16 protein-coding genes are annotated in these 19,114 nt (G+C 58.3%); 8 read left to right on the top strand and 8 right to left on the bottom strand.

What is annotated here, in order from left to right:
- From CQ015_RS11135 to CQ015_RS11125, 3 genes are all read right to left on the bottom strand, one after another.
- Complete coding sequence (locus CQ015_RS11135) at nucleotides 1–1,320, bottom strand: Y-family DNA polymerase (RefSeq protein ID WP_105650133.1); 1,320 nt, start codon at nucleotides 1,318–1,320, stop codon at nucleotides 1–3.
- Nucleotides 1,310–1,726, bottom strand: a complete 417-nt coding sequence (locus CQ015_RS11130) for a LexA family transcriptional regulator (protein WP_096285532.1) — start codon at nucleotides 1,724–1,726, stop codon at nucleotides 1,310–1,312. Before CQ015_RS11130 ends, CQ015_RS11135 begins: the two co-directional genes overlap by 11 nt.
- Nucleotides 1,727–1,804: 78 nt before the next feature.
- Nucleotides 1,805–2,929: a glycosyltransferase 87 family protein gene (locus CQ015_RS11125; RefSeq protein WP_146114049.1), complete on the bottom strand. Its 1,125-nt coding sequence runs from the start codon at nucleotides 2,927–2,929 to the stop codon at nucleotides 1,805–1,807.
- Between the two features lie 322 nt (nucleotides 2,930–3,251).
- Between CQ015_RS11125 and CQ015_RS11120 the strand changes: the two genes are divergently transcribed.
- Together CQ015_RS11120 and CQ015_RS11115 are read left to right on the top strand one after the other, a co-directional pair.
- On the top strand, nucleotides 3,252–4,109 hold the full coding sequence (locus CQ015_RS11120; RefSeq protein ID WP_105569729.1) for an NAD(P)H-binding protein: 858 nt from the start codon (nucleotides 3,252–3,254) through the stop codon (nucleotides 4,107–4,109).
- Nucleotides 4,110–4,176: 67 nt separating this feature from the next.
- On the top strand, nucleotides 4,177–5,124 hold the full coding sequence (locus CQ015_RS11115) for a phosphotransferase (protein WP_105650132.1): 948 nt from the start codon (nucleotides 4,177–4,179) through the stop codon (nucleotides 5,122–5,124).
- A gap of 528 nt (nucleotides 5,125–5,652) precedes the next feature.
- Here the strand turns inward: CQ015_RS11115 and CQ015_RS11110 are convergent.
- On the bottom strand, nucleotides 5,653–6,930 hold the full coding sequence (locus CQ015_RS11110) for an FAD-binding oxidoreductase (protein ID WP_105650131.1): 1,278 nt from the start codon (nucleotides 6,928–6,930) through the stop codon (nucleotides 5,653–5,655).
- Nucleotides 6,931–7,240: 310 nt separating this feature from the next.
- Between CQ015_RS11110 and CQ015_RS11105 the strand changes: the two genes are divergently transcribed.
- Nucleotides 7,241–8,437 (top strand): hypothetical protein, encoded by a 1,197-nt coding sequence (locus CQ015_RS11105; RefSeq protein WP_105553479.1) that lies wholly within the window; start codon nucleotides 7,241–7,243, stop codon nucleotides 8,435–8,437.
- A gap of 496 nt (nucleotides 8,438–8,933) precedes the next feature.
- Here CQ015_RS11105 and CQ015_RS19375 read toward each other — a convergent pair whose 3' ends face one another.
- Together CQ015_RS19375 and CQ015_RS11095 are read right to left on the bottom strand one after the other, a co-directional pair.
- The gene (locus tag CQ015_RS19375; protein ID WP_258133566.1) at nucleotides 8,934–9,131 is read right to left on the bottom strand and encodes a hypothetical protein; all 198 of its coding nucleotides are present in this window, start codon (nucleotides 9,129–9,131) and stop codon (nucleotides 8,934–8,936) included.
- A 344-nt stretch (nucleotides 9,132–9,475) separates the two neighbouring features.
- Nucleotides 9,476–10,660: a histidine kinase gene (locus tag CQ015_RS11095; protein ID WP_105553480.1), complete on the bottom strand. Its 1,185-nt coding sequence runs from the start codon at nucleotides 10,658–10,660 to the stop codon at nucleotides 9,476–9,478.
- A gap of 312 nt (nucleotides 10,661–10,972) precedes the next feature.
- On the opposite strand from CQ015_RS11095, the gene CQ015_RS11090 reads away from it, so the two are divergent.
- From CQ015_RS11090 to CQ015_RS11070, 5 genes are all read left to right on the top strand, one after another.
- Complete coding sequence (locus tag CQ015_RS11090) at nucleotides 10,973–11,647, top strand: response regulator transcription factor (protein WP_105553481.1); 675 nt, start codon at nucleotides 10,973–10,975, stop codon at nucleotides 11,645–11,647.
- Between the two features lie 112 nt (nucleotides 11,648–11,759).
- Complete coding sequence (locus CQ015_RS11085) at nucleotides 11,760–14,312, top strand: ATP-dependent Clp protease ATP-binding subunit (protein ID WP_105650130.1); 2,553 nt, start codon at nucleotides 11,760–11,762, stop codon at nucleotides 14,310–14,312.
- A gap of 99 nt (nucleotides 14,313–14,411) precedes the next feature.
- The gene (locus tag CQ015_RS11080) at nucleotides 14,412–14,762 is read left to right on the top strand and encodes a VOC family protein (RefSeq protein WP_105553483.1); all 351 of its coding nucleotides are present in this window, start codon (nucleotides 14,412–14,414) and stop codon (nucleotides 14,760–14,762) included.
- Nucleotides 14,763–14,839: 77 nt separating this feature from the next.
- Entirely contained in the window at nucleotides 14,840–15,754 is a 915-nt protein-coding gene (locus CQ015_RS11075) for a hypothetical protein (protein WP_105650129.1), read from the top strand.
- 96 nt (nucleotides 15,755–15,850) lie between these two features.
- The gene (locus tag CQ015_RS11070) at nucleotides 15,851–16,513 is read left to right on the top strand and encodes an alpha/beta family hydrolase (RefSeq protein WP_096285553.1); all 663 of its coding nucleotides are present in this window, start codon (nucleotides 15,851–15,853) and stop codon (nucleotides 16,511–16,513) included.
- A gap of 159 nt (nucleotides 16,514–16,672) precedes the next feature.
- Here CQ015_RS11070 and CQ015_RS11065 read toward each other — a convergent pair whose 3' ends face one another.
- Nucleotides 16,673–17,395: an ATP-binding cassette domain-containing protein gene (locus tag CQ015_RS11065; RefSeq protein ID WP_096285555.1), complete on the bottom strand. Its 723-nt coding sequence runs from the start codon at nucleotides 17,393–17,395 to the stop codon at nucleotides 16,673–16,675.
- A 13-nt stretch (nucleotides 17,396–17,408) separates the two neighbouring features.
- On the bottom strand, nucleotides 17,409–18,896 hold the full coding sequence (locus CQ015_RS11060; protein WP_374955692.1) for a helix-turn-helix domain-containing protein: 1,488 nt from the start codon (nucleotides 18,894–18,896) through the stop codon (nucleotides 17,409–17,411).
- Between the last annotated feature and the right edge of the window lie 218 nt (nucleotides 18,897–19,114).

The following is a 19,114-nucleotide window of genomic DNA, read 5'->3' as shown; positions in this document are numbered from 1 at the left end:
TCACGCTTGCACGATGAGCAGCTCGTCCCAGTCGGTGGTGTAGCGCTGTGACATATGTTCGCGCTTCATCGACCATTCGGGATCCTTGGCAATACCGGCCCGTCCTAAACCGATGGCCTTGGCCCCGAAGCGTTGGGATACCTGCTGCACCACGTCGCTCACGTTGATCTTCTCGGACTCCTGCGCACTGTGCGAATCGAGCAGTCCCAAATCGAGTTCTTCCGCCCCCGGGTGGTCGCTGAGCCCCGAGAGGATGACTCCCCCACGTACATAGTCGATCCCGGGTGCCATCAGCTCACTCATCGCATCGACCGCGATTCGGGTCAGCGTGATCGGGTCTCTGGTGGGCCGGGCCAGCCGTACCTGAGCGGTGGGAAACGAGGCCGCCGAGTTCGCAAATCTACTGGTTCCGGCGGTGACTGTCAGCAGGCTGGCATAGCGTCCTTCGCGTGCCAAGCGGCTTGCCGCCTTCTGCGCGTAGATCGACATGACATCCGCCATCGCTTCGCGCGTGCGAACCGGTGTGGAGAAGGAACGAGTGAACATCACCTGGCCCTTGTCCGATCGCTCTTCGATCGGCCCGATACAGCGCTTCCCGTTCAGTTCCAGCACGGTGCGTTGGAGCACCACCGAAAACTTCTTGCGAATCACTTGCGGATCAGCGGCGCGCAGCTGGGCGATGCTTTGGATTCCCATGCCGGTCAACTTCTCGCCGGATTTCTTCCCCACACCCCAGACGTCGGTCGCGGGAACCTGCGACATGATCTTGTCCACTTGGTCCGGTTCCATCAGCCCTTCGATGCACAACCCGCGCATATGTGGATTGTGCTTGGCAATATGGTTTGCGAATTTTGCAAGTGTCTTCGTTGCAGCGACGCCGACGCACACCGGCACGCCGATCGACTGGTCGATTGCCGCACGGATCTGCGCGGCGGTGCTCCGCACCTGTTCAAGGGTTCCATTCAATCCGACAAATGACTCGTCGATGGAATACACCTCATGCCAGGTGCCGAAGCGGCCAAGCAGTTCCATGACGCGAGCAGACATGTCGCCGTAAAGTTCATAGTTGCTAGAGCGAACCGCGAGGTTATGGCTTTGCATATAGCGACGCACTTTGAAGAACGGTTCACCGGTGGCTATCCCCAGGCCTTTGGCCTCTTGCGACCGAGCTACCACGCACCCGTCATTGTTTGATAGGACGACCACCGGTCGGTTCCGCAGCGAGTGGTCGAAGGCGCGCTCGCACGAGACATAGAAGTTGTTCACGTCCACCAGCGCCACGTGGTCACTCTGCTCAGAAGCTCCCGGCTCAGCGGACATGGTGCAGGCACCTAGTGATCACGCCAAAGACTTCAACTTCATCGCCCTCCGTGAGCACTACCGGTAGCGGCGACTCGTCGCTGAGCAAGCTAACATGCGCTCCGTCAACTTGCCAGCGCCGCACCAGCATCTGCCCATTCAGGCTCACCACAACCACCGATCCGTGTTTCACGCTCAGCGAGCGGTCCACGATAATTTCGTCGCCGTCGTAGATTCCGGCCGAATGCATCGAGTGGCCAGCTACCCGCATGATGAAGGTGGCAACCCGGTCATGGACGAGCAACCTGTTCAGGTCGAGCCCGCCGTCAAAATAATCTCGCGCAGGCGAGGGGAAGCCCATGGCGGAGACCGCCTGCACCGGACCTTGGGTTGCCCCCGGGGGCATCACCGAGTCAGCATCGCTCACCTAGACACCACCCTTAGCTAGAACAAACTTTCGAATACTAAGAATTGTACAGCGCTTGCCGACCCCTAGTTACCCGGCTCAGGAAAGCAGACTGGCGGGCTCCGCTTTGCTGGCTTGCCGCGTGCTTACCAAGGAAATAGCAAGACACAAGAGTTGCACCAGCACGGGCACCGCGGGAAGTATGTAGCACCAAACTGGCAATTCCCCATCCGGGAAATATCCAGCGAACGCCACGATCTTCTTGGCCCCAATCGACAACACGACGTAGCACAGCACCATGGAAATCAGCATCGTGCGACGCAGCACCGGGGCGAAGCGTAGGGCCAAGACGGTCCAGGCGAACGTCATCACCGGCAACCACACCCAGTGGTGGGACCAGCTCACCGGAGAGACGAGCAACGGACAGGCCGACGCCACACCGAGCAGGACCACCCGATCCACCTTCTCATGCAACTTCCAGAGCAAAATGACGAAGGAAAGGCCCACACCCAGGGCCAGCACGAGCCATACCAAGGACGGAGCATTGAGTCGCTCAAGCATTCCCTGAAGCGAGACATTGTCGATGTAGCCCACATTGCCCACACGCGATGGATCCTGCACCACGTCTAGCCAGTAGTCCAAGGTGTTCTGCGTTTGAAAAAGCAAGCCAACAACCTGGGTACCAATAAATGTTGCTACCCCGACCAGCACCGCACGCCACTTGCGCATTGCGAAAGGCAGAATCAGTAGTGCAATAGGGGTGAGCTTAATGCCGGCGCAGATACCCACCGCAATCACGAACGGCATCAATGACTTGTAGCGCACGAAGGTCAGATAACAGGCGCCAAGTATCAAGATGTTGATCTGGCCAAACCACACCGTGTCCCGGAAGGGAGCGGACATCAGCATCAGGCACGTCAATGTTAATGGCGTGATAACAGGAGCCAAGGTCGGCCATTTCTGCACAACCCGGGCAGAGAGATCTTTTGCGACAAGGTAGGTCAGAATGATCGAGGCGGCCATGGTGAGCGAGACCGAAACCCAGTAAGGGAAAAACGCCATGGGCAGAAACAAAATAGCCGCAAATGTGGGGTAGGTAAATGGCAAACCCGGCGCATTCGCTGGACCGACGAATGGACCGTAGAGAGCTTCGGGCTCACGCAACAGCGTCAGTGCGCCTTCACGATACACCGACAGATCCCAACCGGTTGGTTCGATAGCCACGAGAACACTAATCAAAGCCGCGACCAGCAGAATCTCAAGGATTGCAGTGCCTGGATGTACCTTACGAAAAATTGAAGACCGAATCTTCTTGCACCCTTCTATGGTGATCAATATGGGTCAATCCAACGCGAATGCCCCTGCGACCCGCACTCCGCCGTCAACAAGACCGCGACCCAAGGCACACAACCAGTCTATTTTATCGATTTATCCGCAACCGCGGACCACGCGCCTCTTCATCAAGCACATAACTCGCCTTGCAAGCCCTAGGGTTAGTAGCAGGGCTCCACTAATGGTGCCATCCGACCAACAGAAGAGGCGCCGAATGAAGATACTGTTGATCAGCTGCGGAGATGTCGCCACCGAAGCAGGCTTACGCTTCCTGGCCGCGGGCCATCAGGTCACCGCATGGCGCCGAAACGGCGGCAAACTTCCGCCCTCTTTCACCGGACACAGCGTAGACCTTCTCGAACCAGAAGCCTGGCCGAAGATAGATCCGGAAACCGACATCGTACTTTTGACTCCGGTTCCCGCCACCCGAGATGTCGACGGATACGACCGGGGCTATCTGCGAGTAGCGCGTCGCCTCGTCGAGACACTGGTCACCTCATGCCCCGGCCTGCAACGACTTATCTACGTCTCTTCTTCCGCGGTCACCGGCGGTACGGAAGGCCAATGGGCCAACGAATCATCACCGCTAGCCCCGACTCGCCCCACATCGCAGATCTTGGCCGAAACCGAGCTATTGCTGGCCGATAGTGGTCTGCCGCTAACGATTCTCCGAGCTTCAGGAATCTATGGACCGGGACGCACGCGACTGATCGATCTGGTGCGCAACGGGACCGCACGACTTCCGCGAACCTCTCATTGGACCAACAGAATCCACCGCGATGATCTTGCCGCGGCGATCGTCCACGTTGCCGCACTCGGAAATAGAGCCGAGAGCCTCTATATAGCCACCGACAGCGAACCGGCTCAGCTTGCTGACGTATACCGCTTCCTCGCCGAAGAGCTCGAAGAAAAATCTCCCGAGATCGAAGCAGAAAGCCACGCTTCTCGTCGGTCCGCGGACCGCAGGCTGAACAACGCCCGTTTGCTCGCTTCTGGATTCATCCCCCGATTCCCTAGCTACCGCGAAGGCTACAAATCAATTCTTGCCGGCGACTCCACTCGCCACGAGTAGGTAACGCTAGATGTTTAATTCTCAAGCCACCTATCCTTTTGTGGATTTCGGCTGAAAGAATGAAGGAATGACATCCAGATGGACTACTCGAATCGGTTGGGAACAGCTGCCTGGTCATGTACGCGGCGCAGTCAACGAAATACTCGACTCCCCAGTAGTCGAAGCAACCGGCCAACAAGGTGGCTTCTCCCCAGGAACAGCTGATCGAACACTCACCGCCAACGGGCGCAGAGCATTCGTCAAGGCAGTCGGAGAGCCTCTGAATAAAGAATCTCCACGCATCCACCGGGCTGAGGCAAAGATCGCCGCATCGTTGCCCGATACCTTACCGGTGCCAAAGCTCATTGGTTCCTACGATGCCAACAGCTGGGTAGCGCTGGTGTTTGAAGACATCGCTGGCAGCCATCCGCAAACTCCATGGGTTGCTACCGAGCTCACCGTCGTGCTGAATTCGCTGCAGAAACTCAGCGACCTTGAAGTTCCCGACTCCTTGTCTCAGCTACCAAAACTCCACACGGAGCTTGCATCTGATTTCTCCGGCTGGGAACGGATTCATGATGACCCACCCCGCACTTTGGATCCATGGGCCAGGGAAAACCTTCAGCGACTTCGGGATCTCGCTCGCATCGGGCTTACGCACCTCGAAGGGCAAACGTTGGTTCACTCGGATATTCGTTCAGACAATATCTTGCTAACCGACGAACACATCGCAATCCTCGTGGATTGGCCTTGGGCTTGTCTTGGCGCCCCTTGGTTCGACGCTTTATCAGTGCTGCTCAATGCGCGCGTGCACAATAGCGAATTCGACGTGGACACGATAATCCAGAACCACCAGATATTCGCAACCATGACCCCCGAATGCGTTGATGGATATTTGGCTGGCATGGCCGCATATTTCATCGATAGTGCGCGACTCCCCGCGCCGGCACGCCTTCCTACCCTGCGCGCATTTCAACAAGACCAGGGCGATGCCGCCATTTCTTGGCTTCGCGACCGGCTGTCCGCCACCAGCTAGTCAGCAGTCAGCAGTCAGCAGTCAGCAGTCAGCTAGTTGAGCACTTTCGATGTCCATGCTGTGCGACTACCGGCGTCAAAAGTATTCAGCGCCCGCTCAGTTGCGAGCGAGTGGCAGATCACCGCCTCAAGCACTGGACGCATCGCCGAGACTTCGATCGTGTCAATCAGCTCGGTTGCGAATCGGCGAGATCCACAAACTTTCAGCTCGCGTAAACGCCGGCCGGACAAGCTCACCAGAGCCGAGCCACGTTGCAGGTCATCCAGCGGAGTTATAGTTCCCTCTCAGCGCACGGTGTGCCATACACCCTGGGGATCCGATATAGCTCCGGAGGCCTCGACCCCAAGCTCAATGCCCACATTTACTGCCGCCTGCCTGGCACAACGCCCTTGGCCGTGTCGGCCGACGCACCGGCTGCTACTGATACGGCTCGAAGCTGCAGGTCCGCAATTGAGACATGCGCTCACAATTGCAGGGCTCACATGAATTGACTACCGGGCCGGTGCTTTTGCACCTATGCGCCCTGGTTTAGAACCCCTTGCGCAACGGGTTGAAGTGACGTGCCAAGCTAGGCACCGTCTGGCCGGTAATCTGCGCGGCAAGAATTTTGCCGGTCAACGGGCCAAGGGCGACGCCCCACATGCCATGACCGCCTCCGACCGAGATACGCGAAGATTCGGTTTGGCCGACCAGAGGTAGCCCGTCCGCGGTGCATGGGCGTCCGCCCACCCACTCTTCCTTGCGATTCTCCCAATTGATTCCCTGGTACACCGGTGCGGCAGCGGCGACGATGGCCTCGATGCGCTTCGGCTCGAGTTTGTGGTTCACGTCCCGGAATTCCATGGTCCCGGCAATGCGGAAGCGATCTCCCAGGGGGGTGCAGGCCACGCGCTGGGCCGGGAAATAAATTGGGTGAGTTGGCATGTTTTCAGGCTCCACGGTGAAGGAATAACCGCGTCCCGCCTGAACCACCACGTTGACGCCAAACTTCTTGGCCAGATCTGTCATCCACGCGCCAGTGGCCATTACTACGTGATCCGCGGTGATCGCACGCCCCTCCGAACCAACCACGGTGACCGATGCACCGTTATCGCGCACGTCGGTGACGTTGAAGTAACCGATGATGTCGCCACCACGGGCGATCACGGATTCCGCCAGCGAATCCATGAACTTAGGCGGGTTAATATAACGCTGGTTCTTGATGGCAATACCAGCCGCGACGCTGTTGGACAGTGTCGGTTCGATGGTGCGCAGTTCGTCACCGCTCAACAGGTCGAATTCGACCTTGCCGCCGGTCTTGTGGATCATCTCAAATTCGTGCAGCAACCCTTCCCGGTCTTTAACGGACGTGAATCCGGCGAGGAATGGATCTGCGGGCTTGGTCTTTTCGGCTACGCCCGCTCCGGCCGTGGTGGCCTCTGCGATCTCGTCAAAGGAGTCCAGGCCGTTGGTGCCGACCTCGGAGAAGACGCGCATGGCCTGCTCCCACTTCTTGGGAGTGGAATGCCAAGTGAAACCGAGCAGGAAGCGCAAGAGCTTTGCGTCGGCCTTCAGCGGGATGTACAGCGGAGAAGCCGGGTCGAACATCATTTTCAGGCCACTGGAGAAGATCGACGGTTCGGCGATCGGCAAGGTCAGTGCTGGGGTCAGCCATCCAGCGTTACCCCACGAAGACCCGGACGCTACACCGCCACGATCAACCACGGTTACTTTGACGCCAGCCTCTTGCAGGTACCAAGCCGTCGACAGTCCAACGAATCCGGCGCCAACAATAACAACATGATCCGGTGCTGGTGTTACCGCCATGGGCTACTCTCCTAGAACGACTTTTGAGGCCCGCATGCGGAGCCATATACCTTCACTCTCGCGCGAACAGAAAGGAAAATCAACGGGCACTGAGGATTCAACGGTGACCGCAACCACACAACTAAGTGATCTGCATTTTCTGCGGCAAGTCCACCTGCTTCCCGTATAAAATACGTAGCTTTTAGGCTATCCCTGCGGTATCCCCCAGAGGTGGTTCTCCCAAGGATCGTCCGGCCTCGCCGGGCGGAGCGCCCTGCGTAGACTGGAAGTAACGACCTTTTCCCGCATAGCGAAGGAACAGCAGTAGATCATGGCATCACGTAAGCCCCCCAAGAAGAAGGCCTCCACAGGTCACCCAGCTCGACGTCCGGGAGGGAGCAGTGCCCCCTTCGAATCCGAGGTTCGCCAGGCTCTGCAGCCCTTCAAGTCGCAGCTGTTCCGCCACTTCCAAGAAGAAGACCAGCCGGCCAGCGAAACTCGCGCCGGCCTGGAGGGTTTGACTACCCTGCTGATCGCGCACGCGCAGTTGCGCAATAAAGTCGACGTGACCACACTGGACCCCACCGTTCTCGGTGAACAGCTAGGCCACCTTTCCTCACTGGGCAAAGAGGTCTCCGAAGCGAGCGCGGCGATCTTCAAGCATTACCTGACCTTCTTGGGCACCACTGCGAACTTCGGCGGTAGCGTCGAGGAATTCAAGGAGACCTTTGAATTCCTCTCCCGCATGGCCGGTGATTCGCCGATCGTGGTCCCCTTTATGGATGACGAAGAAGCTAACGCAGTCCTGGAGGCGATGCCATTCGTTTTCGCGGCACGTGAGCTGATCGAGTGGGTTGGAGACGGCAAGCCAAGCGACCCCTCCGGAATGATCAGCGGACAGACGCTCCAGGAAGCCGCCGGCGCGCTGGGACTCTTGGTCTCCGTCGATGAACCCGCCGCCCAAGGCACCAATGCCTGGGAACCCGAAGACGGCACAGTTGTTTCGGATCTTGCCTCCATCCCCCGACTCGCGGCCTACTGGGATGCCTTGATCGGCACCGCGATGCTTCGCTACAGCGCGCCGAATGCGGTCCCTACCGAATCACTGCGAGAGGCCCTGCTAGCCTCCAGCGGACCGGGTGCTCGTCTGGTCAAGGAACTCATCGCAGAGATCATCTATTCGCATGTGCTGATCACCACCTTGCAAATTCCCGGACAGGCACAGGTTGCCGAGATGGTTGCTGGGCTATTGACCCATGCGGCCTCCTCGAAGCCACCACGCACAGAATTCGCTCTGCAGATCCCTTCCGAAGACGATCTGCCTGTTGAGCAGCATCACCTCATCACGAGCCTCGAAGAGTCCGTCCCACGGGTTGAAGCGATCTTGCGGACCTTTGAACGCGAAGGAATGCTGAAACTTGAGGAAGAAATCACCGTCCCGGTGATCCTGCGCGCGGCATTGGAACGTGCGCTATCCAAGGTGTCGGATCACCTGCTGGAGAACGACCCTGTCGGCATGACTGAGTAACTGGGCCAAAACACCGGAGGGGTGAGAAACGCGATGCGTTTCTCACCCCTCCGGTGTCTAAGCACTGCGAAGCCTAGATGCTGCCCGTAGCGAATTCGGCCGCGTGGCGTGGAATGCGTCCGAACCACGCATCCGCGCCAGGCTTTCCCACGTTCACTACAAAGAATGACTCGTTTCGACCATCGGTGTTTACGATTGCGTCAACGGCAGAGTTGTCGAACCCGGCCATTGGGCCTGCTGCAAAGCCGACGGCCTGAACTGCCGTGATGAAATACCCGGCCTGCAATCATGCACTATGGTTGCCCACTGCTACGCGCATGCCCTGATCACCAAGCATCGCCTTGCATTCCGGGGCGTGAGGGAAGAAAGACGCGAACCCTTCGTGCCACTCGGTTTCGACAGGAAGGATCGCAAAGACCGGCGCATTCAGTGCCTTTTGCTTATTGGTTCCCGCCATAGTCTCAGAGATCTCTTGGCGAGCGTCCGCACTCTTCACCTAGGGGATGCGCATCGGCTGGTTATCCATGAGCGTTGGCCCCATTTTCATGGTCTCGTAGGTAGCTTCAAGCACTTCATCCGAAACCGGTTCATCGCTGAAGGTGTTTGCGTTGCAGGCTTCGAAAAACAGTTGATCCGCCGCTTCCGACCCAATGCTCAGCGATTCGCGGGGCTGGTTTTCAGCCTGAACCAACATGTGATGCCCACTCTCGAATGACAATAGGATTCAAGAGGCTTAGCAAGAAAGCTCGATGGGGTCATCCCGAAATCGGGGAGTGGTTTACAGCGCTCTGAGGCTGAAGGTGATTATAAAAGGTACGTCGCGCCACTAACGAACTCAGGCGTGCGATGGGGGCACAACGCCGAAGAAAGATCAGTTCATCCATGACGCAACGTACCTTTTAATCACTGCGGAACCCTTGATGATGCCACTCGCAAAACATCACCAATTTCCCTGCGGTGATCGGTCTTCACCGATACGTATATAACTTATCGCGATTACAAGAATTCCGAAATCATACTTAAGTAGGAGGGTAGGGCTCAGAAGGGGATGCTGGCACTAAGTATCCACTGATCGTTCACAACGCTAGTGCTGAACCGCCCACCGAAGGCATTCATGCGATCCTTCATACCGATCAGCCCGATTCCACCGCCGGAGAGCTCCTCTCTCGTGGAATGCGAATTCGGCATCTGATTAGTCATTTCAAGAACAGCATTCGGCCCTACGATCTCCAAACACATGGTGCAGGCTCCTCCCCGACGACCATGTTTGATGATATTGGTCGTCGCTTCCTGCATAACCCGATATAGCGCGGTCTGCGCAGATCTCGGGAGCGCCGAAATGTTCTCGCCCGTGTGAGATGTCACTTCAAATCCAGACTCATGCAATCGTTGAGAGAAGATCTCCACGCCCTGGACCGCATAAACAGTTGTCGCCGCCGGTTTGTCGACACCGGACCCAGGCGAGCCACTCATCGTTCCGTCGGTCCGCAAGACGTTTAGCATCAGGCGCAAATCATGCAATGTTTCGGTACTGAGCTTGGCGATGATGTCGATTGCCTCGATGGCCGCTTCCCCATTATTGGCGAACTTTGCAGCTTTGGACTGCATGGCCACAACGGTAATATCGTGCGCGACGATATCGTGCAGGTCGCGCGCAATATTCTTGCGTTCGCGCTCAACGGCAATCCTGCTCTGCTCGCTGTTCTCCTGCATCTGCCGAATCGCATTTAGATTTCGTTCGCGCAAGTTGAAAATGCTGCGGGCCAGGATATAGGCCAACAGGGCAAGCGGAACGAAAATCACCAGCAAGATGGCGTCCTTGCCTGCCCTAACTCCGTATTGCCCCATCCACACGAATAGCATCACCAGATACCAATTACGCACCAGTGAAGATGCAACCGTCGCCGCGAGAACACTGAAGATAACGAGCGAGAAGACCAGCCATAGCAAGAGGCCGCCATCCCAGAAGAAGAAAAAGAGCGTGGCTAGATACATGCCGAGCGAAGTGGCAACCCATCGCATTCCGATCGCCAACGAGGCGGACAGCAGCAACCCAACGGCCACCCCGCGAATAACGCTCGAGGACGAATTATCAATCCCGTCCTGAAGCAAGGTGTATCCCTCAGTCGCTGTAATGGCGACAAAGGCGAGAATACCCGTCCAGACGACAACGCCCCGACCAGCAAAAAGCTTAGTCAGGGCGGTTTTTATTCGCAGTCTCATATGCGGAATACTTTACCTGGTTGCGGGTAAAGTCAAATATGCCGCTAACCGCAAGCGTAGCCGTAATTCTCGCACACCCATTTAGAGAAGTCAGTGCCCCAACCGGCAGGATTCGCAACGCCCGATGAAGAATAGGTAGGTTCTGCCACTGGTGCCGCCATAGCAGGCGCGGCAAACGCCAACGGAGTTGCCGCCAGCGCGGCCACCGCCAAGATCTTTAAAGCTTTCATTTCAAACCCCAAACTCTTGAACTTATATACTTCGATTCATGCCAGGTTGGTTCTTGTGCCAACCACCGTTCAAAGGACTCCAATGGAACAGATTAAGGTGCTCATCGTCGATGACGAGCCGCTGATTCGGCATGCGCTTAGCACGATCCTAGCAACTGATCGTCGAATTGTGACCGTTAATACTCAAGAAAATGGTGAAGGTGCGGTTAATTATTGTGAAACAAATGATGTAGACGTTGTTCTTATGGATTTGCAAATGCCAATTATGGACGGGATTGAAGCGACCAAAATTATCAAGGCCGCCCAAAACAGCCCAGCAGTCCTTGCAATTACGGCCTTTTCGTCTGATGACTATCTAGTTCCGGTCCTCATGGCCGGAGCCAGCGGCTACCTCGTGAAGGACACGGAACCGGCCGAAATCATCGCGGCAGTCCATGCCGTTCACCAAGGTTCGGCGGCTATCTCCCCGTCGGTTTCTTCTGATCTAATCTCCGCTGTAAAAAACGTCTATAGTAAATCGCACGACATTGCAGGACTTATCGAAGATCTCGGACTAACTAATCGCGAAATGCAGATATTGGATCTTTTGGCAAAGGGATTCAATAATACGGAAATTAGCCGACAGCTCGTGATCTCCGAGGCGACGGTGAAAACCCATATGGCGAAAATCTTCATGAAGCTCGAAGTACGCGACCGTGTGCAGGCACTTGTGGCCGCAGCCAGGCTAGGACTCGTTGAGATCTCCCGCCAAGCCTAGAGTTGTGAACTCGGCCTCTTATTGTTGCCTTGACCGAGATTGCGGGAATAGATTCGCTCGTATTACGTTGAACATGAGCATAGACCACTCAAGTTTCTATTAGGAGGCTCACTTGCCAGCATTTTTCGGTTCCTCGTCAGATGGCTCGTTCGAGGAATTCCTCTCCCGGTTCCTTTCCTCGCGCACCCAAGCCGCGCGACCCATCGACATTACCCGCCTGCTCTCGCAGCGCACCCACGAAGCAGTGTCCACCGCGGCTGCCTTCGCACATGAAAACGGTCATGCAGAAATCGACGCACTGCACCTGCTGGTCGCGCTGCTTCGCACCGAACCCGCTGGCCAGCACTTGAGCGCCATGGGCGTTGATCTGGAAGCCCTGGCCAAAGACGCCATCGAACGCTTGCCACGTCGGGAAGAAGCCACCGAGAAGCCATCACGCCTCTCCTCCGCCGCCCAGCGCAGCCTTTTCGATGCCTATCAGGTCGCTCGAAATTACGGTTCGACTTACATCGACCCGGAACACCTGTTCCTCGCCTTTGTCTTCTCCCCCGAATCTCCTGTGGGCGTGCTACTCGCGCAGCACGGTATCACCGGCCAGTCCCTGCAGCAGGCAGCCATGGAGCAGGCCCAGCGCGCCCAGACGGGAGAGGCAGAGTCCGGCGAAGAGCAAGATGTCTCTATGCTGGAACGCTACGGTACCGACCTGACGGCGCTGGCCTCCGACGGCCAGATCGACCCGGTCATCGGCCGCGAGGACGAATTGGCCCAGACCATTGAGATCCTGGCCCGTCGAACCAAGAACAACCCGGTGCTCATCGGTGAGGCAGGCGTCGGCAAAACCGCCATCGCCGAGGGGCTCGCCCGTGCCATCGTTGCCGATGAAGTCCCGGAGCAGATCCGTGGCGTCCAGCTGATCTCCATCGACCTGCCCGGCATGCTCTCCGGCACCCGGTACCGCGGTGACTTCGAACAGCGGCTGACCGGCCTGCTCGAAGAGGTAGCCGACGCCGAGGGCCAAACACTGATATTCATCGATGAAATGCACCTCTTGGTCGGTGCAGGTTCCGGCGAGTCCGGAAATATGGACGCCGCGAATATCCTCAAGCCACGCCTGGCCCGCGGCGAGCTGCACCTGATCGGCGCCACCACCCTGGATGAATTCCGCAAGGTAGAGAAGGACTCCGCCCTGGCCCGCCGATTCGGCAAGGTCACCGTGGGAGAACCCTCTCAGGAAGTTGCGCTGGCAATCCTCGACGGGTTGCGCGAATCCTACGAAGACCACCACCAGGTGCAGTACACCCCGGAAGCATTGAAGGCCGCGGTCTCGCTGTCCGCACGCTATTTGACCGACCGGCGCCTGCCGGACAAGGCCATCGACCTGCTCGATATCGCCGGTGCCCGCAGGTCAATCGCCGCAGGCGGTACCGAAGACGTGCAGGCGCTGCGCAACGAACTGGTGGAAGCAGATCGCGATAAGGCCCGAGCCGTCGGCGAGGAACGCTTCGAAGATGCAGGTGCGTGGCGCGACCACATCGCAACACTTACCGAACGCATCGCCGCCGCCGAGCAGGCGGGAGACTCCGGGGTTACCCGCATCGTCGATGAGGCCCAGATTTCCGAGGTGATCTCCCGGTCTACCGGCATCCCGACCTCGCGGATCAACGGGGACGACAAGACCCGCTTGGCCTCCCTTGAGGAGCAGCTGCACGCTTCGGTCATCGGCCAGCATGACGCGGTGGCCGCGGTATCCCGCGCGGTACGCCGTAGCCGTACCGGGTTGGCCCCGGCACAGCGTCCGATCGGTTCCTTCCTGTTCCTCGGTCCGACCGGTGTGGGCAAGACCGAGCTGGCCAAGGCCCTGGCCAACAACCTCTTTGGCTCCTCCGAGTCGCTGGTGCGCATCGACATGAGCGAGTATGGAGAGAAGCACACGGTTTCGCGGCTCATCGGCGCCCCTCCGGGCTACGTCGGCCACGACGAACCCGGGCAGCTCACCGAAAAGGTCCGCCGCAACCCGTATTCGGTGATCCTGCTCGACGAGATCGAGAAGGCCCACCCGGACGTGTTCAACGTGCTGTTGCAGGTACTGGATGACGGTCGGCTGACGGATACCGCCGGACGCACCGTGGACTTCTCCAACACACTGATCCTGATGACCAGTAACCTCGGCGGCGAGCACCTCGCCAGCAAGGCCGGAAACTTCGGCTTCACCTCGATCAATGCCGGCAGCGAGAAGGCCGAGATTCGAGCCAAGGTAATGGGCAAGGTACGCGAGTTCATGCGTCCCGAGTTCCTGAACCGGCTCGACGAGGTACTGCTCTTCGGCAAGCTCAGCGAATCCGAGATCGCCCAGATCGTCAAGCTGGTACTCGATGAGACTCGCAAGCACCTGGCGGGGCAGGAACTCAAGCTCCACGTCACCGACGCCGCGATCACCTGGTTGGCAGCCGAGGGCTATGACCCGGAGTTTGGTGCCCGCCCGTTGCGCCGCCTGGTGCAGCGCAAGGTGCAAGACGCCATTGCCGATCTATTGATCGGCGACGAAGTCGCCGCCGGAGACACCATCGAGGTGGACTTCGCCGGAGGCCAGCTCTCGGTTGCCAAGCAGGTTCCGGCCGTAGCCGCGGAACCGGCTGCACCGGTTATGGACTACTTCGGCAGCTAAGACCCCATGAAAGCCAGACCCAACAGATCATCGCGATCTGTTGGGTCTGCTTTTCGATTAAGTCTAGAAACCACTACCGGCTCGCGGTAGGTTGAGCTCATGCCAAACATCGCCATGATCACCCTCGATGCCCTAGACGAAGTGGCTGCCGCCGAGTGGTGGCGGGAACGTCTCGGAGCCGAATACGCCGGGCAGTACCCGGGGTTCACCATGCTTACCGCCCCGGGCTTCAGCGCCAGGCTTGGATTCCAGAAGGTTGGGTCGGTCTCCGCTGATAAGAATCGAGTGCATCTCGATCTAGAGGCCGACGGCGACCGCGAACAATCCGTGGCCGGCTTTGTGGCCGCTGGCGCGGTCTTGGTTGAAGAACACACCGAGGATCCTAGCTTTGGGTGGAGCGTACTGCGCGATCCCTTCGGCATTACCTTCTGCCTTTCCGACCCACACTAAGTCACACGCACTACCGAAACTTGCTGAGCGAATTTGCTTCGATAGACTGATATTTACTCGAGTCTCCGGAGGTTTTCATGCGCTTGCGCGTAGTTTTCACCGCGGCGCTAGCCGCCTTGGCGCTGACCGGTTGCTCGGTTCAAGCAACCCCACCGCCCGGCGAAACTGCAGGTGTTCCGGCTTCGGCCACGACGTCATCACCTTCGCCAAGCCCGAGCCCCGCTGCGGCCGAATCCTCAGCGACGCAACGTTATGATCCTGCGCGCGGCCTAGACGCTAGCGGACAGGACTGGGCCGATTCCAAGATCCAGGCCTGGTTGGATAACTCCGGCATCAAGTCGGTCAAGGGTTTTCTCGGTGCCTACAAGCTCATGAATTCGTGGGATTCACCCAAGCCCGGGCATCTGTCCATTCATCTGGACAACTCATACCGTTTTAATCAGGACGGATCGGCCGAAAGCCATGAAGTCTCCACGGACGAACTGCGATTTATGGGGCGGATCATGTTCGAAAGCATCGGCAAAAAATCCCCGGAGCTCGAATCGGTCACCTTTGCCACGGAGAACAAGCAGCATTCGGGCACCTTCTCGCGTGCCCGCACCGGAGCGGACCCGGCTGACCGGGAGGCTTGGGCCGAGGAAAAGTTCGTGCAGTGGCTCGAAGCAATGAATGATACCTACGAGTCATTCTGCTCGGCGAACATCAAGAAGATCGAAACCTATCGCGACTGCATTCCCACCGATCCCCACGCCTACATCGATTCGGTCTCTTCCCCGGCAATTGGCGAGCTAGTCGTCACCCTCGCCCCGGGGATCTGGCAGGGGAACACCTACGATACCGATTCGATACCCGGCGTCGACTTCGTTTCGGGCAACATGATGCTCAAAATCAACAGCAAAGCCCACGGACCGGAGCAGGTGGAAACTCTCACCGTCAAGGTGCAGGGAACTGAGGAAACGAGTACCGAACACAAATCAGAGTGGACCCAGTAGGCGTTTGGTCAGTGACGGGCCCCGGCCCGCGCATACGAGCCAAAGTGGTGAACACCCGGTTCGTGGAACCGAACAACAAGACTTAGCCTTGAAGGCATGGACCAGGAAATGAGAATCCCATGGGAAAGCGGAACCCTCACCGCCATCGTTGACCACGCGGAGCATCCCAGCGCTTTTCTGATTCTGGCTCATGGATCTGGAGCGGGCAAAGACCACGACTTCATGTCGGGGTTTTCCCAAGCAATGGCTAAGCGTGGAGTATCGGTATTGCGTTTTAACTTCCCCTATATGGACGCCGGGAAGAAGTTTCCTAATAAGGCTCCCGTTGCCCTAGCGGTGTGGAAACACGTCCGAGAATGGGCCGGCACCCACCTGACAGGCGACCTACCCGTTTTTACCGCCGGGAAATCCTTCGGCGGGCGAATGGCGTCTCTGGCGGTTGCCGAGGACATGCCCACCGAAGCGCTCATTTTTCTTGGGTATCCCTTGCATGCCCCCAAGAAGGAAGAAAAGCTTCGCGACGAGCATCTCTACCCGCTGAGCACACCGATGCTTTTCCTCGAAGGAACCCGTGATCCCTTCGCGAACCCGGCAATCATCTCTCGCGTAGTCGCAGGGTTGAACGCCGACTGCGAACTTATCTGGTTCGAGGGCGGTGACCATTCATTCAAGGTTGCCCGTTCCGGTCGCAGCGTCGCCGAGGATGGCGCACAATTGACCGAAGCCACCGAGAAATTCATTCGAAGGCACCTGAACTGATGTCTGGCACATCGCAACACAAAAACAGACGGTATCCGAATGACTGCGTGTACCTTCGGGCAAGGCCAGAACCCCCAGTCATTTCGGTCCCTGGATCACCAAGCCCCCGGCGGTGATCACCATCTGTTTCACCATCATCGGTGCAGCAATTCTGCGCGGTTACTCCGTCTCCGGCGAGCCGAGGAAAGCGCCCGGATCGGTGAAGAATTCCCGCCAGTTTCTGACCAGTTCCAAGTGGTCGTATTCGCTCTCGCGGAACCCCCAGGAACCGACCTCCAGTATTCGTGCTCCAGGGAAGGCGGCCAGTACCGGGGAATGGGTGGAGATGAGCACCTGCGAGCCGCGCTCCACGATCCCGCGCAGCCGCTCGATCAACTGCACGCAGCCGGTTAGGGACAGCGCCGACTCGGGCTCGTCGAGGACCCACAGCCCCTTGAGCCGGATCCGTTCCTCGATGAGGTCCAAGAAAGATTCGCCATGGCTGCGCTCATGCAACGCCGATCCCACGCTCGATTCCTCCAAGTACGTGTAGAAGGAATGCATGGTTTCGGCACGCAGAAAGAACCCCTTGCGTGGGGCGGCAGCACCACGGTGAAGTTTCAGCAGCTGCGAGAGGGTGGATTCAGAGGCCCGGGTGGCATGCATGGCGCCGGTGGATCCGCCCTCGGCGTTCAACCCGTACGCGATGGCCAGAGCTTCGAGCAGCGTTGACTTGCCGACCCCGTTCTCCCCCACCATCACGGTCACCGCTCCCAGGTCCAGGCCTTCGAGCAGAAGTTGGCGTACCGGCGGCATCACCATAGGCCAGTGCGCGGGCAACTCGGCATTCGGCTCGCTTGCCTCGATCCGACGCACCGGCAAGAACAAATCGCTTCGATTCATCGCCACTTATTGGCTACCTCTGCTGCTGCAAAAAGCGGTAGACCTCGGTCTCATCCACGCCGGGGAAGGCACCGGTTGGCATGGCGGCCAAGAGGTGGGTGTTGGCGCGCGTCGAAGGCCATGCGTTGCCAAACCACTCGCTGGACAGCTCGGCCGGTGGACGCCTGCAGCAATTTTCATCTGGACAGGTCGACTGGCAACGCTCCTTGGTGTCGCGGCCGCGGAACCATTTCACATGCTCAAAGGGAACGCCTATGGACAGTGAATACAATCCCGAGGAGTGCCGCTCGGTCCGCGCGGTGCACCAATAGGTCCCGTTGACCGTGTCCGTGTACTGCTCGAAGGAGCGGAACTTATCCAGCTGGTCAAAGACCACGCGGCTGGTCCAGTAGCGGCAGATGCTCTGCCCTTCGATGGCGCCGGTATGGTCGGCAGGAAAATTCACCCGGTCATTCTCGTAGGCCTTGTGCAGGATGCCCGATTCGTGGACCTTCTGGAAGTGGCAGGTCATGCCCAGATGCTCGGTGGCGAGATTGGTGAACCGGTGCGCCGCGGTTTCGTAGGAAACCGCAAAGGCATCACGCAGATCCTCAATGGCCAGTTCCCGGTTGGCCTTGGCCCGGCGCAGGAATGCCGTGGTGGATTTCTCCGGCATCATCAGCGCCGCGGCGAAATAGTTTGTGGCGACGCGCTGGTCCAGGAAGTCCGCATAGCTTGTGGGTGCCTCATGCCCGAGCAGGTAGTGGCCCAGCGCCTGCAATAGCACCGAGCGCGGATCATGCTCGGAGCGGCTGGTCTGGGTCAGATAGATCCTTTTGTTCTTCAGATCCGTGACCGAACGGGTCGAGTGCGGGAGATTTCCCACGAACCGGAGGCTGAAGCCGAGATGCTCGGCGATATCCGCCGCGCGATGGTGCGAGAGCGGGCCTTCGTCATGACCTACCGCCGCGAGCACCTTGGCCGCTTCCTGCTCGATTTCCTTGTAGTAGTTGTTTCGCTGGCGCATCTCTTGGCGCAACGCCGTGTTGGCTCGACGAGCCTCCTCCGGTGTTGCCGCCTGTTCGTTGAGCCGGCGCTCCAATTCATGCTGCAGCCCGACCAGGGATTCCAGCACGTCCATCGGCAACCGCGTGCCGACCCGCACCGTGGGCAGACCCAATGCCTCGTAGAGCGGGCCGCGTTGGGCCCGTTCCAAATCGATTTCCAGCGCCGCGCGACGAGTGGGAGGCTCCGCACCTAGAAGATCATCAACACCTACCTGCAACGCCCTGGCCAGAGACTTCAGCAGGGAAAGCTTCGGTTCGCGTTTGCCGTTTTCGATCAGCGACAGCTGGCTCGGCGCCGTATCGACCAAGGTTGAAACGTCGTCCAGGGTCAACCCCTTGGACTTGCGCAGGTGGCGGATCCGCCGGCCGAGCGCGAGCGTGTCCAGGGCGGCGTCAATGCCCTGATCGGTTTCCGGTTCTTGCGATGAGCTTCGATTCCATGTGGGTGCAGTCACATTCATAGCCTAAGCGAAGAACAGGTAATTTTTCTAGAAATTCGGTAAAAATCGCGTCGATAACGTCGTTTTGTTAGCTTATGCGCCAAAGTTTTCGGCTTCTTCGCTTTCACCGCTGAGTTCTGTTTTCGCCCTTGCCTCGGCTGCCCACTCCGGTTACCGCCGTTGAACCGCGTCCCGCACAAGCAGCCTTCATGAGATTCACATCGAATTTTCAG

Origin of the sequence: Arthrobacter sp. MYb221 (assembly GCF_002979835.1) — a bacterium.
Lineage (GTDB): Bacteria > Actinomycetota > Actinomycetes > Actinomycetales > Micrococcaceae > Glutamicibacter.
Note: the sequence above shows the minus strand (reverse complement) of the source record. Positions and strands in the feature narration are given on the sequence as shown.

What these genes read in the sequence shown, in the direction of transcription:
- CQ015_RS11080 (WP_105553483.1), top strand. Translation starts at nt 14,412, where the DNA reads ATGCCAAACATCGCCATGATCACCCTCGATGCCCTAGACGAAGTGGCT.
- CQ015_RS11070 (WP_096285553.1), top strand. Translation starts at nt 15,851, where the DNA reads ATGGACCAGGAAATGAGAATCCCATGGGAAAGCGGAACCCTCACCGCC.
- CQ015_RS11105 (WP_105553479.1), top strand. Translation starts at nt 7,241, where the DNA reads ATGGCATCACGTAAGCCCCCCAAGAAGAAGGCCTCCACAGGTCACCCA.
- CQ015_RS11120 (WP_105569729.1), top strand. Translation starts at nt 3,252, where the DNA reads ATGAAGATACTGTTGATCAGCTGCGGAGATGTCGCCACCGAAGCAGGC.
- CQ015_RS11110 (WP_105650131.1), bottom strand. Translation starts at nt 6,930, where the DNA reads ATGGCGGTAACACCAGCACCGGATCATGTTGTTATTGTTGGCGCCGGA.
- CQ015_RS11115 (WP_105650132.1), top strand. Translation starts at nt 4,177, where the DNA reads ATGACATCCAGATGGACTACTCGAATCGGTTGGGAACAGCTGCCTGGT.
- CQ015_RS11065 (WP_096285555.1), bottom strand. Translation starts at nt 17,395, where the DNA reads ATGAATCGAAGCGATTTGTTCTTGCCGGTGCGTCGGATCGAGGCAAGC.
- CQ015_RS11095 (WP_105553480.1), bottom strand. Translation starts at nt 10,660, where the DNA reads ATGAGACTGCGAATAAAAACCGCCCTGACTAAGCTTTTTGCTGGTCGG.
- CQ015_RS11090 (WP_105553481.1), top strand. Translation starts at nt 10,973, where the DNA reads ATGGAACAGATTAAGGTGCTCATCGTCGATGACGAGCCGCTGATTCGG.
- CQ015_RS19375 (WP_258133566.1), bottom strand. Translation starts at nt 9,131, where the DNA reads ATGTTGGTTCAGGCTGAAAACCAGCCCCGCGAATCGCTGAGCATTGGG.
- CQ015_RS11135 (WP_105650133.1), bottom strand. Translation starts at nt 1,320, where the DNA reads ATGTCCGCTGAGCCGGGAGCTTCTGAGCAGAGTGACCACGTGGCGCTG.
- CQ015_RS11075 (WP_105650129.1), top strand. Translation starts at nt 14,840, where the DNA reads ATGCGCTTGCGCGTAGTTTTCACCGCGGCGCTAGCCGCCTTGGCGCTG.